This window comes from Sphingomonas arabinosi, from assembly GCF_036663715.1.
Classification (GTDB): Bacteria; Pseudomonadota; Alphaproteobacteria; order Sphingomonadales; family Sphingomonadaceae; genus Sphingomonas.
In genome coordinates, this window is the sequence record NZ_JAXOJN010000003.1 from 387,175 (window position 1) to 403,993 (window position 16,819).

Sequence of the window (16,819 nt, forward strand, 5' to 3'; positions counted from 1 at the left end):
TGTCAGCGTCCCACAACCCTGGGCTCCCGCCTTCGCGGGAGGACGGAGTTGGATATGCACTTCGCTATGGTTGGGCCGACGTCACCGTCGGCCCGTGTTTGCCCTATTCCCCGGCGAATACGCCCTTCAGCTTGGCGAAGAAGCCCTGGCTCGCCGGGCATTCGTCGCCCGTCTCGGTCTCGCGGAACATCTCGAGCAGTTCCTTCTGGCGGTTACTGAGGCGCGTGGGGGTTTCGACGTCGATCTGGACGACGAGGTCGCCGTGGCCACGGCCCTGCAACACCGGCATGCCGGCGCCGCGCTGGCGAAGCTGCTTGCCCGACTGGATACCGGCGGGGATCTTGATCTCGTGCGTGCGACCGTCGAGGCCGGGGATCGAGAGCGAACCGCCGAGCGACGCGACCGTGAAGCTGATCGGTGCGCGTGCGAACAACGTCGTGCCCTCGCGTTCGAACAGGTTGTGCTTGGTCACGTGCAGGAAGATGTAGAGATCGCCGGCTGGCGCGCCACGGGCGCCCGCCTCGCCCTCGCCCGACATGCGAATCCGCGTGCCTTCGTCGACGCCCGGGGGGACGTTGATCGAGAGGGTCTTGGTCTTGTCGACACGGCCTTCGCCGCGGCAATCGGGGCACGGATCGGCGATGACTTCGCCGGCGCCGTTGCAGACCGGGCAAGCGCGCTCGACGACGAAGAAGCCCTGTTGCGCACGGACTTTCCCGTGGCCGCCGCAATGCTGGCAGGTTTTCGCGCGGGTCCCGGCCTTGGCGCCCGAGCCGTCGCAGGTGTCGCAGAGCGCCGACACGTCGACCGTGATCTCGGTCGCCTTGCCGTGGAACGCTTCGTCGAGCGAGACTTCCATGTCGTAGCGCAGGTCAGCGCCGCGTCGCGCCGCCGAGCGACCGCCGCCGCGCTGTGCACCGCCCATGAACTCGCCGAAGACGCTCTCGAAGATGTCGCTGAAGCCGCCGAAATCCTGCGCGCCGCCGCCACCCCCGCCGCCGTTCTGGAAGGCGGCGTGGCCGAAGCGATCATAGGCCGCGCGCTTCTGCGGATCCTTGAGGCACTCGTACGCCTCGCTGACCGCCTTGAACTGCGCCTCGGAATCCTTGCAGCCGGCGTTCTTGTCGGGGTGATACTTCATCGCGAGCTTGCGGTAGGACGACTTGATCGTCCCCGCATCCGCGGTCCGCTCGCATTCGAGCAGTTCGTAATAATCTGTCTGGGTACTCATAGCGGCCCTCTTAGCCCTCTCCCCTCCGGGGAGAGGGTTGGGTGAGGGGCAGTTCCACACGGCAGCGCGCGGAACTGCCCCTCACCCCGGCCCTCTCCCCGACCGGGAACCCATGAAAGTATTACTTTCATGGGACCCTGGGGAGAGGGAGTTTCGGTTACGCCTTCGGGTTGTCGTCGACTTCCGAGAACTCGGCGTCGACGACGTCGTCGTCCTTCTTCGCCGCGTCACCGTCGGCCGACGGCGAAGCGTCCGCCTGGGCCTGCTTCTCGTAAATCGCCTGGCCGAGCTTCATCGCAACCTGGGCGAGCGCAGTGCTCTTCTCGGTCATCGCGTCCGCATCGCCGCTCTCGACCGCAGCCTTGGTCGCGTCGATGGCAGCCTGAATCTCGGTCTTGAGCGCGTCGTCGACCTTGTCGCCGTTGTCGGCAAGCTGACGCTCGGTCGTGTGGATCAACGACTCGGCGTTGTTCTTCGCCTCGGCTCCCGCACGACGCTTCTTGTCCTCCTCGGCGAAGGTCTCCGCATCGCGGACCATCTGGTCGATGTCGTTGTCCGACAGGCCACCCGATGCCTGGATGCGGATCTGCTGCTCCTTGCCGGTGCCCTTGTCCTTGGCCGAGACGCTGACGAGACCGTTCGCATCGATGTCGAACGTGACCTCGATCTGCGGCACGCCGCGCGGTGCGGGGGGAATGCCGACGAGATCGAAATTGCCGAGCATCTTGTTGTCGGCCGCCATCTCGCGCTCGCCCTGGAACACGCGGATCGTCACCGCGCCCTGGTTGTCGTCCGCGGTCGAATAGGTCTGCGACTTCTTGGTCGGGATCGTCGTGTTGCGATCGATCATCCGGGTGAACACGCCACCCAGCGTCTCGATGCCGAGCGACAGCGGCGTCACGTCGAGCAGCAGCACGTCCTTGACGTCGCCCTGCAGCACGCCAGCCTGGATCGCGGCGCCCATCGCGACGACCTCGTCCGGGTTGACGCCGGTGTGCGGCTCCTTGCCGAAGAACTGCTTCACGACTTCACGGACGCGCGGCATGCGCGTCATGCCGCCGACGAGCACGACCTCCGAGATATCCTCGGGCTTCAGGCCACCGTCGGCGAGCGCCTTGCGGCACGGCTCGAGCGTACGCTTGACCAGGTCCTCGACCATCTTCTCGAGGTCGGCGCGGGTGATCGACTTCACCAGATGCTTCGGGCCGTTCTGGTCCGCGGTGATGAAGGGCAGGTTGACCTCGGTCGACTGCGCCGAGCTGAGCTCGATCTTCGCCTTCTCGGCCGCTTCCTTCAGACGCTGCAGCGCCAGCTTGTCCTTGGCGAGGTCGATGCCCTCGGCCTTCTTGAACTCGTCGGCGAGATACTGGACGATCTTGTTGTCGAAATCCTCACCGCCGAGGAAGGTGTCGCCGTTGGTGGCCTTCACCTCGAACACGCCGTCGCCGATTTCCAGCACCGAGATATCGAACGTGCCGCCGCCGAGATCGTAGACCGCGATCGTCTTGCCGTCCTGCTTGTCGAGGCCGTAGGCCAGCGCCGCAGCCGTCGGCTCGTTGATGATGCGCAGCACTTCGAGACCTGCGATCTGGCCGGCGTCCTTGGTCGCCTGACGCTGGGCATCGTTGAAGTAGGCCGGCACGGTGATGACCGCCTGCGTGACCGTCTCGCCGAGATACGACTCAGCGGTTTCCTTCATCTTCTGAAGCGTGAAGGCGCTGATCTGCGACGGCGAATAATCCTTGCCGCCCGCCGAGACCCATGCGTCACCGTTCGGCCCGCGCGAGATCTTGTACGGGACCAGCTCGGTGTCCTTCTTGGTGATCGGATCGTCGAAGCGACGGCCGATCAGGCGCTTCACCGCGAAGATGGTGTTGTCGCCGTTCGTCACTGCCTGGCGCTTGGCCGGCTGGCCGACCAGCCGCTCGCCATCCTTGGCGAAGGCGACGATCGACGGCGTGGTGCGCGCGCCCTCGGAATTCTCGATGACCTTGGGCTTGCCGCCTTCCATGACGGAAACGCAGCTGTTGGTCGTGCCGAGATCGATACCGATTACTTTAGCCATGAGTTCTGATTAGCCCCTCACTTGAAACGAAATACGAAACCGGTTCCACCCCGTTACGGCAGCGGAACCTTTCTGATGATGGGCGCGATATAGGTGGCCTCGCGCTTGCCGCAAGATTGTATGGGTCATAGGATGCGCAAGAGGCAGCGCCCGGAGAAAAGTAACCTATGCGTATCGTTTTCGGACTGGGTGTTGCCGCGATGGCACTGGCGTCGTGTTCGCAGCCCAAGGAGTTGTCGGTCGACGGCGCCTATATCCGGCTGGGCGCGGTGACGGGACGCCCTGCGGCGGCGTATTTCACGGTGCACGGCGGGCCGACCCCGGCGACGCTGATCTCGGTCACCACCGATGTCGCGATCAAGGCCGAGATGCACGAGACGATGGCGAAGGACGGCGTGACCTTGATGGCGCCGCTTGCGCGCGTCGAGATCCCGGCGAACACGGACGTCGCGTTCGCGCCGGGCGGGCGGCACGTGATGCTGTTCAACATGAACCCGGGAATCAAGCCGGGCGCGCGGGCGATGCTGACGTTCGCGTTTGCGGACGGGACGCGGATCCTGGGCAACGCAAACGTTGTCGCGGCGGGGGCTCCAGCGGGGACTGCGACGGCGAAGTGAAGCGTGCGCTGACCGAGGGCGAGACGGCGCTTGCGGCGTCGGTGTTCGGGGGCGCGATCGACTATACGCAGGTGAGCTTGGCGCGGCGTAAATGGGCGTTCTTCCAGCCGCGCGACACGGTGATGGCGCCGCGCGGGTGCATCCACTTCCATCCCAAGGGCGACCTGTGGTGCGACGACTTCGCGCATGCGCACCTGACGCTGCAGGGGCTGTTCATCCATGAGATGACGCACATCTGGCAGCACCAGCGGGGTGTGTTCCTGCCATTGGCGCGGCATCCGTGGTGCCGGTACGACTATGCGTTCCGGCCGGGGGTGGCGTTGCATCGGTACGGGATCGAGCAGCAGGGCGAGATCGTGCGGCATGCTTTCCTGCTGCGTGCGGGAGCGAAGGTGGCGGGGGCGCCGCCGCTTGAGCAGTATGAGACGGTGCTGCCTTTTACGCCGTTAATGTCTGCCTGACGCACCCCGTCAACCTGATACACCCCGTCATCCTGACGAAAGTCAGGACCCAGAGCCACGGTCGGCGCGCTGAGTTACTCTAGGTCCTGACTTTCGTCAGGATGACGGGTGTGGTTTCACGACGGGTGGGGCGTTAGAGCCAGCTGCGGCCATCCGGCCCGGCGCACCCGTAAGGCGGCAATTGCCCCGGGAAGCGTGCCTGCATCTTGTGGCAGCCCCAGGCGCGCATCGGGCCCGGCGCATAGCCGTTCAGCGCGATACCGACCTCGTCATACGGGCTCGAACCGCGCGCGACGTACATGTACCAACGCCCGCCGAACATCACCGCCGCAGCGATGAGCACGACGCAAACGACCTGAACGATTTTCTGCATTGAAGACCCCTTTTGTAAAGAAGGGCGCCCCGTTGCAGACAACATGGATCAATTTCAACCACCGATCTGGTAGATCTCGACCCACCATATCGGCAGAAATCCGCGGTTTACAGCGCGTCGAAATCGATAGGTCGTGTTCTATCAAGCGCTTGCGGTGCTTCCGGCATCGGATATTTCAGTCCGGTCGCGCAGTTGAAAAGAACGACCTTGTCATCCTCGTCGACCAGCCCGGTGTTCAGCGCCTGATGATACGCCGCCAGCGTCGCGCCGCCCTCCGGGCATAGCAGCAAGCCGTCCTGCTTCGCCGCCGCGTCCACCGCCTTCAGGATCGCGGGATCGCCGACCGCGAGCGCCTGCCCGCCCGACTCCCGCACTGCACGGAGGATCAGGAAGTCGCCGACCGCTTTCGGCACGCGAATGCCGGCCGCGACGGTGCTCGCATCCTCCCAACGCTCGGCATGCTCCTCGCCCGCCTCGAACGCGCGCACGATCGGTGCGCAGCCGCTCGCCTGCACCGCGAACATCTTGGGCCGCTCCGAGCCGATCCAGCCGAGCTTTTCCAGTTCGTCGAACGCCTTCCACATCCCGATCAGCCCGGTGCCGCCGCCGGTCGGATAGAAGATCGCATCCGGCAGTTTCCAGCCGAACTGCGCCGCGAGTTCGAGCCCCATCGTCTTCTTGCCCTCGATCCGATAGGGCTCCTTCAGCGTCGAGAAATCGAACCAGCGGCCTTCCGCGGCGCCCTTGCCGACGATCGCGCCGCAATCGTCGATCAACCCGTTGACCCGCCAGACCCGCGCGCCCTGCATCGCGATCTCGCGGACGTTGATCTCGGGGGTGTCGTCGGGGCAGAACACGATCGTCTCGATCCCGCAGCGGGTGGCGTAAGCTGCCAGCGCCGCGCCCGCATTGCCGTTGGTCGGCATCGCGATCTTCGTGACGCCGAGTTCCTTCGCCATCGCGACGGCCATGACGAGGCCTCGCGCCTTGAAGGAGCCGGTCGGGAGGCGGCCTTCGTCCTTCACGAGGACGTTGGGGCCGCCCGACTTCGTCAGCGGCACGAGTGGCGTCTCGATCTCGCCGAGGCTGACGATGTTGGATGTGTGGCGAACGGGAAGCAGTTCGCGCCACCGCCACAGGTCCGTCGGCCGCGCCTCGATCGTGTCGCGCGAGATCTCGGACCGCACTGCGTCGAGGTCGTAGCGGACGAGCAACGGCCGCCCCGCACGCGAAAGCCCATGAAGCCGATCCGCCTCATACCGCTCGCCGGTGATCGAGCATTCGAGATGCGTGACGAAGGTCTGGCGATCGGCGGTGAGGTTCTGATTCATGTGCATCTCTCAATTCCTCCCCTGCAAGGGGAGGGGGACCAGCGCAGCTGGTGGAGGAGGCGTGCCGCGGGCGCTCCGCTCGACGTAAACGTGCCCGGCCGCAGATAGTACTCGGGAGGAGAGCCCCCTCCACCACCACGCAAGCGCGTGGCGGTCCCCCTCCCCGTTCCGGGGAGGATCACCCAGCCTTGGCGACGCCGACCATGGCCGGGCGTAGCAGGCGGTCCTTGATCATGTAGCCGACCTGCATTTCCTGGACGATCGTGCCCGCAGGCTGGTCGCTCGGAATTTCCATCATCGCCTGATGCTTGTTCGGGTCGAGCATCTGGCCCTCCGAGACGATCTTGGTAATGCCGTGGCGCTGGAACACGCTCTCCAGCTCGCGACCGGTCGCTTCGAGGCCAGTAACGAGCCCCTTCATCTTCTCGTCCGAGCGCAGGTCCGCCGGGATCGCCGACAGGCCGCGAGCGAGGTTGTCGGCAACCGACAGCACGTCGCGTGCGAACGCCGTCGCGGCATAGGCGCGGGCGTCCTGCGCTTCCTTCTCGGCGCGGCGGCGAACGTTCTGGATCTCGGCCTGAGCGTACAGGACGTTCTGCTTGGCTTCCGCCAGCTGGTTCTCGAGCTCGGCGACGCGGTCGTTCGCAGCGACTTCCGGCGCGTCTTCAGCGGTTTCTTCGCGCAGGTCGGCAGGAGCGTTCTGATCGGTATCGGACATGATGTTCCCTATGTTTGAGGCCGGCTCAACCCATCAACCGGGCGAGCGTTGCAGCCGTGAAATCCACCATGGGCACGACGCGCGCATAGTTCAACCGCGTGGGGCCTATGACACCGACAACCCCGACTACCCGGCCGTCGAGACCTCGAAACGGTCGCGCGATGACCGAAGACCCTGACAAAGCGAACAATTTGGTCTCCGCACCGATGAAAATCCGGGTCGAATCGCCGGCCCGCGCACTGTCTAGAAGCGATGCGACTTCCTGCTTTCCCTCAAGATCGTCGAGCAGGTCGCGAACGCGGTCGAGATCGGCCGCGGCGGCGGCATCGATCAACCGCCCCTGCCCGCGCACGATCAGCACCGGGCGGCGATCCGCATCCTCGCTCCACACCGCGATCCCGCGCTCGACCAACGTCCGCGCCGCGCCGTCCAGTGCCGCTTGTCCATCCGTCAGCTCGCGTTCGATCCGGCCGCGCGCTTCGGCCAGCGTCAGGCCGCCGAGCGTCGCCGACATGTAATTGCCCGCCTCGATCAGCGCGGACGCCGACATGCCCTTGGGCAGCGCGATCACGCGGTTCTCGACCGAACCATCCTCGCTGACCAGAACCGCCAGCGCCTGCTCCGGCGACAGCGCGACGAACGCGATCTGGCGGAGTTTGAGTTCGCGCTTGGGCACCATCACCAGCCCTGCGCACGCCGACAGCCCGGAGAGCGCGAGCGTGGTCGCGGCGAGCGCCTCCTCGACCGGGCCACCGACGCCGGCGCGCGCCTCGATCGTCTGACGCTCCTCGAACGAGGGCTCCATCGCCTGCATCATGCCGTCGACGAACAGACGAAGCCCGCGGTCGGTCGGCATCCGGCCGGCGCTGGTATGCGGGCTGGCGAGCAACCCCAGCCCCTCCAGCTCACCCATCACGCCGCGAATCGAGGCGGGCGAGAGGCTCAGACCCGTCAGCTGCGCGATCGTCTTCGACCCGACCGGCGTGCCGCTGGCGAGATAGCTGTCGACCACCGCACGAAAAATGTCGCGCGCGCGATCGGTTAGTTCGGTGACGGGGGGCGTGGCCATCGCTTTGATCTAGGGCGGATCGACGGACGGACAAAGGGGGGAATGCGACCCGCCCCGCCTCACCCCCACCCGTCATCCTGACGAAAGTCAGGACCCAGAGCCACACAGGACGCCGTTCGGTTACCCTGGGTCCTGACTTTCGTCAGGATGACGGCGGTGGTTGGGCTGGCGAGCACGGAAACGAAAGGCTAGGCAGCGGGCAACCACTCACTTCCGTTAGGACACCGACTATGCGCCCATCCGGCCGCGCCCCAGACCAGATGCGTGCGATCACGATCGAGCCGCGCTTCACCAAGCATGCCGAGGGCTCCGTCCTGATCGGCTTCGGCGACACCAAAGTGCTCGTCACCGCCAGCGTCGAAGAAAAGGTGCCGCCGTTCATGCGCGGCAAGGGCGAAGGCTGGGTGACCGCCGAATACGGCATGCTCCCGCGCGCCACCAACACGCGCAACAACCGCGAGGCCGCCAAGGGCAAGCAGTCGGGCCGCACGCAGGAAATCCAGCGGCTCATCGGGCGGTCGCTTCGCGCGGTCGTCGACCTGAAGCTGCTCGGCGAGCGCCAGATCGTGATCGATTGCGACGTGATCCAGGCCGACGGCGGCACGCGCACCGCATCGATCTCGGGCGGCTGGGTCGCGCTGCGGCTCGCGATCGACGGCCTGCTGGCGAGCGGCAAGCTGACCGCTGACCCGCTGACGCAGAAGGTCGCGGCGATCAGCTGCGGCATCTACCAGGGCAATCCGGTGCTCGACCTCGACTATATCGAGGATTCGGGCGCGGATGCGGATGCGAACTTCGTGCTGCTCGAAAACGGCAACATCGCCGAGGCGCAGGCGACCGCCGAGGGCGCGACCTATGACGAGGAAGCTTTGCTCCGCCTGCTTCGCCTCGCGCGGATCGGCTGCACGGACATCTTCGCGGCCCAGGCCAAGGCAGTCGCCAAGTGAGCGGCGAGGGCAAGGAGCCGCAGGCGATCCGCAAGCTCGCACCCGGCAAGCTGGTCATCGCCAGCCACAACAAGGGCAAGGTCCGCGAGATCGCCGCGTTGCTCGAAGGACGGGGCCTCGAAGTCGTCTCCGCCGCCGAGCTCGATTTGCCGGAGCCGATCGAGACGGGCACGACCTTCTTCGCGAACGCCGAACTGAAGGCGCGCTCGGCGGCGGACCTGTCGGGCTACCCCGCGCTCGCCGACGATAGCGGGCTCTGCGTCGATGCGCTGGGTGGTGACCCGGGCGTCTACACCGCCGACTGGGCGGAAACGCCGAACGGTCGCGACTGGATGATGGCGATGCAGAAGGTCGAGGACGCGGTGGTCGCGAAGGGCCCCGACGTCACCCGCGGCGCGCATTTCGTCAGCGTGCTCGCGCTCGCGTGGCCCGACGGTCATGTCGAATGGTTCGAGGGCCGCGCCGAGGGGACGCTCGTCTGGCCGCCGCGCGGCAATGTCGGGTTCGGCTACGACCCGGTGTTCGTGCCGCTCGGCTACGACCAGACCTACGCCGAACTTCCGCACGAAACGAAGAACGCGATCAGCCATCGCAACGAGGCATTCAAGCTGCTGGAAGCTGCGGTGTTCTGAACGTCGCGGCGGGGGAGCCCCCTCGCCGTCCCGTCACCCTGACGAAAGTTAGGACCCAGGGTAATGGGCGTTGCCCTTGATGGCTCTGGATCCTGACTTTCGTCAGGATGACGGAGGAGGTGTGGTTCAGACTGCCAGCGCCTGCTTCTTAGGCCAATTCACCGCCGGCAACGCCTCGAACGCCGGTTTCGCCAGCAGATACCCCTGGATGTACCGCACTCCCAGCGCGCGCAGAGCGTCGTACTCACCTTCGGTCTCGACGCCCTCGGCGATCACCGCGATCCCCAGCCCGGCGCACATCTTCAGCATGCCCTCGACGATCATCCGCCGCGGCAGGCTCGTGTCGATGTCGCGGATCAGCTCCATGTCGAGCTTGATGATATCCGGCTGGAACCGCGCGAGCAGGTTCAGCCCCGCATGCCCTGCCCCGAAATCGTCGAGCGCGGTGCCGAAACCCATCTTCTGATAGGTCGCGATGATGTTCGCGACATGCGTGGGATCGAGCATCTCCTCGTTCTCGGTGAACTCGAAGATCAGCCGGTCGGTCGGCATCCCGACCGCAGCCGCGGTCTTCAACGTCAACTGGATGCACGCGGCGGGTGAATACACGGCGTTCGGGAGAAAATTGATCGACAGTCGCGCCGACGTATCGAGCAACCCGGCCTTCACCGATGCCTCGATCGCGCGTACCCGGCATTGCTGGTCGAACGCGTAGAGGTTCGCCGGATCGACCTGACCTAGAACGCTCGCCGCCGACTGGCCTTCGGGCCCGCGCACCAGCGCCTCGTACGCAAAGACGGTCTCCGTCTCGACGTCCACAATCGGCTGGAACGCCATCGAAAAGGCGAACGACAGGCCGGCACCGTCACGGCATCCGACGCAGCCACCGGACCGAGAGCCATCGGGTTTGGTTACTGATTTCATCAAGGCAAGCTAGTGGATTACCGCTTAAGAAAGTACGACTGAGATCATACTAACAGCTTATCCTGGATCAATAAGTACGCTCGCCGAAGACGTTGCCGGGGGGCGAGTAGCGGCACACGAGATAGTCGTCGGTCGTGTTGCTTGCCATCGCGCAACCGACCTGGGTCGAGCCGCGCCAGACGATCTGGGTATAGTGCGCAACGTCCTCGAACTTGCCGGTGCGGCTGAACCCGGGGGTCGGCTGGTTGATGAAGTCGCGCTTCTCGGCGACCCAATGCCCGATCATCTCGGGATACGCATAGGCGTAGCGCGTGCCGGTCCACAAATTCTCGCCTTCGCGCGACATGCCCTGGGGTTGCGGGGCGTGCGCGAATTTGCCGGTGCGCGCCAGTTCCTCGGCATAGGCGCGCGCGGTGGTCGCCAGCGTGTCGCTCCAGGTGAGCGGCGCCACGCCGACGGCGGCGCGCGCGGCGTTGTGGCCGTCCATCATCGCGGTTTTGAGCAGGCTTGGCCCGCGCGGTGCCGGCGCCATCGTGTCGCGACGCTCGACGACCCGCTCCGGCCCCTGCGCGCAACCTGCCAGCAACAACGCCCCGGCGATCGCCAAACCCATCCGTGCCGTCATTGCGCTTCCTTCGGCCGCCCCGTGCGACCATATGCGCGAGATAATGCCCGTCTTCGAAACACCAAGCCCCCGCTCTGATTCCGCAAGCGACCTCGCGCTCTACGTGCATTGGCCGTTCTGCGTGTCGAAATGCCCGTATTGCGATTTCAACAGCCATGTTCGCGAGGAGGTGGACCAGGCGGCATGGCGGGATGCGCTGCTGGTCGACCTCGCGCATGAGGCACGGGTGTTGCCGGGGCGGAAGTTGCAGTCAATCTTCTTCGGCGGTGGCACACCTTCGCTGATGCCGCCGTCTACGGTAGCCGCGGTGCTGGATGCGGCGGAGAAGGCTTGGGGATTCGCCGAGGGAATAGAGATCACGCTGGAGGCGAACCCGTCCTCGGTCGAGGCGGCACGGTTTGCAGATTTGGCGCGCGCTGGCGTGAACCGGGTATCGCTCGGGCTACAATCGCTCGACGATCAGGCGCTGAAGTTTCTCGGGCGCGCCCATGACGTGAACGAGGGACAGGCGGCGCTTGCCACCGCGCAGAGTGTGTTTCCCCGCGTGAGTTTCGACCTGATCTATGCGCTCCCCGGCCAGCGGCTCGACGACTGGCGTGCGGAACTCGCGCGCGCGCTGAGCCTGGGGACGGAACATCTCTCGCTGTATCAGCTGACGATCGAGGCCGGCACGCGGTTCGCGACCGAGGCCTTGGCCGGGCGGATCGTGATCCCGGACGGCGACTCCGCCGCCGATCTGTTCGAGGCGACACGCGCCGACACCGCGGCGGCGGGTTTGCCAGCGTACGAGACGTCGAATCATGCGCGGCCGGGGTCGGAAAGCCGTCACAACCTCGCTTACTGGCGGTATCAGGATTATGCCGGGATCGGCCCGGGCGCGCATGGCCGGCGTGGCGGGCTGGCGACGGTGCGGCGGAAGAAGCCGGAGAACTGGCTGGCGGCGATCGAGCGCAACGGCCACGGGATGGAGGTCGAGGATCCGCTCACGCCCTCGACGCGGGCGACCGAGGCTTTGCTGATGGGGTTGCGGTTGGCGGAGGGGGTGGATCTGGACCGGATCACGGCGCTGAACGCGGGTATTGTGCCGGTCGATCTGGCGGCCGTGGCGCGGTTGGAGGAGCTGGAGCTGATTGCCCACACGCCGGGACGGCTGCGAGTTACCGAAGCCGGCGCGCTACTCCTCGACGCGATCCTGCCGGAAATCGTCACCGCCTAGGCGGCTGCATTATTCTTCCCCCCTCCCTGAAAGGGAGGGGCCGGGGGTGGGTCGGTATGGGGCGGGCACGTCGATAGCCAATTGGCCGACCCACCCCCTACCCCTCCCTTCCAGGGAGGGGGGAAGATGCTACTTCCCAAACCCGGCCGGCGCGGGCGAGACCACCGTGGTCGTGCCGCCGCGGATTTCCTTCACTTCCAGCGCGCGCTCGGCAACGTTGTCGCGGCCGAAGCGGAACGCGCCGTCGATGCCGGCGAAGCCGTCGCCGTCGCGCAGACGGTTGACCGGGAACGGCGTGCCGGGCTTCCAGTCGCGGGCGATGCGGACCGTCAGCAGGACCGAATCATAGCCGAGGCTCGACAGGCGATATGGCCCGGCGCCGAAGCGTGCGCGGTATTTGGCGGCGTATTGGCGGTACAGCGTGTCCGAGACGCTGGCGTACCAGGCGCCGGACAGTGCGGGTTTGGCGGCGATGCTGGTGTCGGAATTCCAGAGTTCGGTGCCGAGTATGCGCGTAGACGCACCGCCGCCGCGCTTGACCATCGCCGCCGCCGAGGCTGCGGTGGCGCCACCGTCGGCGATCAGGACCGCGTCATAAGGCGCCTTCGCCGCAAGCCGCGTGACCGCACCGGATATGCCGCCGGGACCGCGCGCGTAGGTCTGGAGCGAGACGACCTGGCCACCCGCGCCTTCGACCGCGCGGAGGAACGCGGTCGAGGCGCGCTCGCCGTACAACCCGTTGGGGACGAGGCCGGCGAAGTTGCTGACGCCGCGCTCCTTGGCGAAATCGACGACGCGCGCGATCGACTGGGTCGGGACATAGCCCATCAGATACGCGCCGTTGCCCGCGACGCCGAGATCGTTGGAGAAGCTCAGCACCGGGATGTTCGCGGCGCGCGCGATCGGTGCGACCGCGCGAACGTCGTCGGCGAGCAGCGGCCCCAGGATCAGCTGCGCGCCTTCCGCGATCGCGCGCTGGGCGGCGGCGGCGGCACCGGTCGCGGTGTCGTAGTTGGTGATCCGGACGCGCTGGTTCTGCGTGTCGAGCAAGGCCAGCATCGTCGCGTTGGCGATCGAGGTGCCGACGCCCGCATTGCTGCCCGACAGCGGCACGAGCAGCGCGACGCGGTTGCGCTCGACATCACGCGGGATGCCGGTCTCGACACCGATATCGGGACGATCGACCGGGCGCGTGGTCGGGCGCTGCCGCGACGGCTCGACGGGGCCGCGCGGGACGATCGTCTGGCACGCGCCGAGCAGGCACGCCGCGGCAAGCGTCGCCCATCGCCCGAATGTGCCCATCGAAAGCGGGCCGGATTGCCCTATCGTCGTCGCGTCTGCCATGACCGTCCCCATGAACCCTGAAACTCTTCTCGATCCCGGCCTCTACATCGTCGCGACCCCGATCGGCAATCTTGGCGATCTGTCGCCGCGCGCCGCCGACATCCTCCGCCGCGCCGACGTGATCGCGGTAGAGGACAGCCGCGTGACCGCCGGGCTGCTCCGTCACATCGGCACGAAGACGCCGATGGTGCCGTATCACGACCACAGTGCGGAGGGCGTGCGACCGGCGCTGATCGCGCGGATGGCGACGCAGGCGGTGGCTTTGGTATCGGATGCGGGGACGCCGCTGATTTCGGATCCGGGGTTCAAGCTGGTGCGTGATGCGCGCGCGGCGGGGCATCTGGTGGTGACGATCCCGGGGCCGTGCGCAGCGGTGGCGGCGCTGACGCTGGCGGGGCTGCCGACCGACCGGTTCCTGTTCGTGGGGTTCCTGCCGTCGAAGATGCATGCGCGGGCGGAGGCGATCGCGGAGGTTGCCACCATTCGCGCGACTCTCGTGATGTATGAGTCGGGGCCAAGGTTGGGGGCGTGTCTGGCGGCGCTGCTGGAAGGGCTCGGCGACCGCGAGGCGGCGGTGACGCGCGAGATCAGCAAGAAGTTCGAGGAAGCGGTGACGGGGACGCTCTCAACTTTGGCCGAACGGTATGCGGACGCGCCGCCTCGTGGGGAGATCGTGATCGTCGTGGCGCCGCCGGGCGAGGCGCCGCCGGCGAGCGTGGAGGATGGGGATGCGGCGTTGACCGAAGCGCTCACCCGCCTGTCCACTGGCCAAGCCGCAAGCGAAGTCGCGAAGAAACTCGGCCTCGACCGGAAGGCGCTTTACGCGCGGGCGCTGGAACTGAAGGCGGAAAAAGGGTGATCGCCCTTCTTCCCCCCTCTCTGGAAGGGAGGGGACGGGGGTGGGTCGGCTGCTTGGGGTCCGCAGCAACAGCCAATCGGCCAACCCACCCCCAACCCCTCCCTTTCAGGGATGGGAGCAGGCATGCGTGACCGCCGTTCCGCAGAGATTGCCGGGCGTCGCGGCGAGCGGCTGGCGGGGTGGTGGCTGCGGCTGAAGGGGTGGAGTATACTCGATCGCCGGGTCCGCACGCCCGCTGGGGAGGTCGATCTCGTAGCGCGAAAGGGAAACCTGATCGCCTTCGTCGAGGTCAAGACCCGCGCGACCGCCGCAGAACTCGACTTTGCGATCGACGAACGCCGCCTCGCCCGCGTCGCGGCGGCGGCGGAATATCTGATGTCGCGCTATGCCGGGCCGGGCGACGACATTCGCGTCGACGTGATCCTGCTCGCGCCGGGTACGCGGCCGCGGCACATCGAGAATGCCTGGATCGGGTAGCAACCCGCAAAGCTTCCGTCATCCTGACGAAAGTCAGGACCCAGGGTAATTGAGGGCATCCTTCATGGCTCTGGGTTCTGACTTTCGTCAGGATGACGGAGCTGATTGAAACGACGTCACCCGATGACTTCGCGCCCGCCCGCGCCTACATGCGCTCGACCGAACAGAAGGAAGACGCATGAGCCTCACCGTCGCCGTCCAGATGGACCCGCTCGACAGCATCAACATCGCCGGCGACTCGACGTTCGCGCTGATGTTGTCCGCGCAGGACCGGGGCCATCAGCTCTTCCATTACTCGGCCGAGGATTTGAACTACCGCGACGGCCGGGTCTGGGCGAAGGCGCATCCGGTTACCGTGCAGCGCGTCGTCGGCGATCATTTCAGCGTCGGCGAACCCGTGAACCTCGACCTTGGCGACGAGGCCGACGTCGTGCTGATGCGCCAGGATCCCCCGTTCGATCTCGGCTACATCACCGCGACGCATCTGCTCGAGCGGATCGCCGACAAGACGCTCGTCGTGAACGATCCCGCGCAGGTCCGGAACGCGCCCGAAAAGGTGTTCGTGCTCGACTATCCCCAGTTCATGCCGCCCACGCTAGTGACGCGCTCGCTCGACGAAGCGCGAAAGTTTCTCGCCGAGCACGGCGCGATCGTCATCAAGCCGCTCCACGGCAATGGCGGCAAGGCGATCTTCAAGGTCGAGTCGGACGGTGCCAATTTGTCGGCGCTGATGGAGGTCTTCAACATGACGTGGCGAGAGCCGCACATGGTGCAGGCGTTCCTTCCCGACGTCGCGAAGGGCGACAAGCGGATCGTGCTCATCGACGGCGAAGTCGCGGGCGCGATCAACCGGCTGCCGGGTGAAGGCGAAATCCGGTCGAACCTCGCGGTCGGCGGCTCGGCGGAGAAGACCGAACTGACCGACAAGGAGCGCGAGATCTGTGCGGTGCTCGGGCCGGAGCTGAAGAAGCGCGGGTTGCTGTTCGTCGGGATCGACGTGATCGGCGGCACCTGGCTGACCGAGATCAACGTGACGTCGCCGACGGGGATCGTGGCGATCGAGAAGTTCGATGGGACCGATGTCGCCGGCATGATCTGGGATGCGATCGAGGCGAAAGTCGTGGCGCGGTAGGCACCGAACACCACCCCGGCGAAGGCCGGGGCCCAATTGGAAAGGTCGTAGTAACGGAGCGCCGTCCTCCGTCATAACCGTCCCCCAATTGGGCCCCGGCCTCCGCCGGGGTGGTAGGGCACCTGTTCAGTTGATCGCGGAATAGCCGCCTCGCGGAACCCATCCGGCGTCCCGGCAGTATCTCATACCCATGACCGAATTCATCCTCGATCTCATCGCCTGGGGCGGATATTTCGGTATCTTCCTGCTGATGGCGCTCGAGAATATCGTGCCGCCGGTGCCGTCCGAGGTCATCATGGGGCTTGGCGGCATGGCGGTCGCGCGCGGCAACATGAGCGTCGTGCCGCTGATCGCCTGGGGCACCGCAGGCTCGGTGGTCGGCAATTACTTCTGGTATTATATCGGCCGCAACATCGGCTACGAACGCTTCCGCCCGTTCATCGAGCGCAACGGCCGCTGGCTGACGATGGAATGGTCCGACGTCGAGACAATCCACCGTTTCTTCGTCAAGCGCGGCGGCTGGGTGATTTTCGTGTTCCGGTTCATGCCGACCTTCCGCACCGTCATCTCGCTGCCCGCGGGGATGACGCGGATGCCGATCTGGCAGTTCGTGATCTGGACCGCGGCCGGCAGCGCGATCTGGAACACCGTGCTGACCTATGCCGGGATATTGCTCGGCTCGCACTTCGAAGAACTCGACCGCTATGTCGGGCCGGTCGCGGTCGCGACGTTCGCGGTCATCATCGTCGGCTATGTCTGGCGCGTCGTCACGTGGAAGCCCAAGGGCTCGGCCTGAGC

At 66.2% G+C, this 16,819-nt stretch carries 18 protein-coding genes; 9 read left to right on the forward strand and 9 right to left on the reverse strand.

Annotated features, from left to right (window positions below):
- Window positions 1-103: 103 nt before the first annotated feature.
- A complete protein-coding gene (dnaJ, locus tag U1708_RS07405; RefSeq protein WP_332744237.1) occupies window positions 104-1,231 on the reverse strand; it encodes a molecular chaperone DnaJ in 1,128 nt (375 codons plus the stop codon).
- A gap of 157 nt (window positions 1,232-1,388) precedes the next feature.
- Window positions 1,389-3,296, reverse strand: a complete 1,908-nt coding sequence (dnaK, locus tag U1708_RS07410; RefSeq protein WP_332744239.1) for a molecular chaperone DnaK — start codon at window positions 3,294-3,296, stop codon at window positions 1,389-1,391.
- Window positions 3,297-3,463: 167 nt separating this feature from the next.
- Between dnaK and U1708_RS07415 the strand changes: the two genes are divergently transcribed.
- Window positions 3,464-3,913, forward strand: a complete 450-nt coding sequence (locus tag U1708_RS07415; protein WP_332744241.1) for a copper chaperone PCu(A)C — start codon at window positions 3,464-3,466, stop codon at window positions 3,911-3,913.
- Window positions 3,910-4,374: a vgr related protein gene (locus U1708_RS07420; RefSeq protein ID WP_332744243.1), complete on the forward strand. Its 465-nt coding sequence runs from the start codon at window positions 3,910-3,912 to the stop codon at window positions 4,372-4,374. The genes U1708_RS07415 and U1708_RS07420 overlap by 4 nt, the downstream gene beginning before the upstream one ends.
- Before the next feature lie 133 nt (window positions 4,375-4,507).
- Here U1708_RS07420 and U1708_RS07425 read toward each other — a convergent pair whose 3' ends face one another.
- From U1708_RS07425 to hrcA, 4 genes are all read right to left on the reverse strand, one after another.
- Complete coding sequence (locus tag U1708_RS07425) at window positions 4,508-4,747, reverse strand: hypothetical protein (protein ID WP_056065145.1); 240 nt, start codon at window positions 4,745-4,747, stop codon at window positions 4,508-4,510.
- Window positions 4,748-4,854: 107 nt separating this feature from the next.
- The gene (locus U1708_RS07430) at window positions 4,855-6,078 is read right to left on the reverse strand and encodes a threonine synthase (RefSeq protein WP_332744569.1); all 1,224 of its coding nucleotides are present in this window, start codon (window positions 6,076-6,078) and stop codon (window positions 4,855-4,857) included.
- A gap of 178 nt (window positions 6,079-6,256) precedes the next feature.
- A complete protein-coding gene (grpE, locus tag U1708_RS07435; protein ID WP_332744246.1) occupies window positions 6,257-6,796 on the reverse strand; it encodes a nucleotide exchange factor GrpE in 540 nt (179 codons plus the stop codon).
- A gap of 25 nt (window positions 6,797-6,821) precedes the next feature.
- Complete coding sequence (hrcA, locus tag U1708_RS07440) at window positions 6,822-7,865, reverse strand: heat-inducible transcriptional repressor HrcA (protein WP_307086840.1); 1,044 nt, start codon at window positions 7,863-7,865, stop codon at window positions 6,822-6,824.
- 230 nt (window positions 7,866-8,095) lie between these two features.
- Here hrcA and rph point away from each other — a divergent pair, with 230 nt between their 5' ends.
- A complete protein-coding gene (gene rph / locus U1708_RS07445) occupies window positions 8,096-8,812 on the forward strand; it encodes a ribonuclease PH (RefSeq protein WP_056055360.1) in 717 nt (238 codons plus the stop codon).
- Window positions 8,809-9,444, forward strand: a complete 636-nt coding sequence (gene rdgB, locus U1708_RS07450; RefSeq protein WP_332744253.1) for an RdgB/HAM1 family non-canonical purine NTP pyrophosphatase — start codon at window positions 8,809-8,811, stop codon at window positions 9,442-9,444. The genes rph and rdgB overlap by 4 nt, the downstream gene beginning before the upstream one ends.
- 126 nt (window positions 9,445-9,570) lie before the next feature.
- Here rdgB and U1708_RS07455 read toward each other — a convergent pair whose 3' ends face one another.
- A complete protein-coding gene (locus U1708_RS07455; protein WP_443029991.1) occupies window positions 9,571-10,368 on the reverse strand; it encodes an EAL domain-containing protein in 798 nt (265 codons plus the stop codon).
- A 67-nt stretch (window positions 10,369-10,435) separates the two neighbouring features.
- A complete protein-coding gene (locus U1708_RS07460; RefSeq protein ID WP_332744255.1) occupies window positions 10,436-10,993 on the reverse strand; it encodes a CAP domain-containing protein in 558 nt (185 codons plus the stop codon).
- A 43-nt stretch (window positions 10,994-11,036) separates the two neighbouring features.
- Here U1708_RS07460 and hemW point away from each other — a divergent pair, with 43 nt between their 5' ends.
- Window positions 11,037-12,209, forward strand: coding sequence for a radical SAM family heme chaperone HemW (hemW, locus tag U1708_RS07465; RefSeq protein WP_332744257.1), 1,173 nt, complete (start codon window positions 11,037-11,039; stop codon window positions 12,207-12,209).
- Window positions 12,210-12,338: 129 nt separating this feature from the next.
- On the opposite strand, the gene U1708_RS07470 is transcribed toward hemW, so the two are convergent.
- Window positions 12,339-13,553, reverse strand: a complete 1,215-nt coding sequence (locus U1708_RS07470) for a penicillin-binding protein activator (RefSeq protein WP_332744259.1) — start codon at window positions 13,551-13,553, stop codon at window positions 12,339-12,341.
- A gap of 10 nt (window positions 13,554-13,563) precedes the next feature.
- On the opposite strand from U1708_RS07470, the gene rsmI reads away from it, so the two are divergent.
- The 4 genes from rsmI to U1708_RS07490 all read left to right on the forward strand — a co-directional run bounded on the left by rsmI (window position 13,564) and on the right by U1708_RS07490 (window position 16,817).
- Complete coding sequence (rsmI, locus tag U1708_RS07475) at window positions 13,564-14,412, forward strand: 16S rRNA (cytidine(1402)-2'-O)-methyltransferase (protein WP_332744261.1); 849 nt, start codon at window positions 13,564-13,566, stop codon at window positions 14,410-14,412.
- A gap of 123 nt (window positions 14,413-14,535) precedes the next feature.
- Window positions 14,536-14,889: a YraN family protein gene (locus U1708_RS07480; protein ID WP_332744263.1), complete on the forward strand. Its 354-nt coding sequence runs from the start codon at window positions 14,536-14,538 to the stop codon at window positions 14,887-14,889.
- A gap of 178 nt (window positions 14,890-15,067) precedes the next feature.
- Window positions 15,068-16,021 carry a glutathione synthase gene (gene gshB, locus U1708_RS07485; RefSeq protein WP_332744265.1) on the forward strand — a complete coding sequence of 318 codons (954 nt, stop codon included), beginning with the start codon at window positions 15,068-15,070 and terminating at the stop codon, window positions 16,019-16,021.
- Between the two features lie 190 nt (window positions 16,022-16,211).
- Window positions 16,212-16,817, forward strand: a complete 606-nt coding sequence (locus U1708_RS07490; protein WP_332744267.1) for a DedA family protein — start codon at window positions 16,212-16,214, stop codon at window positions 16,815-16,817.
- Window positions 16,818-16,819 lie beyond the last annotated feature (2 nt).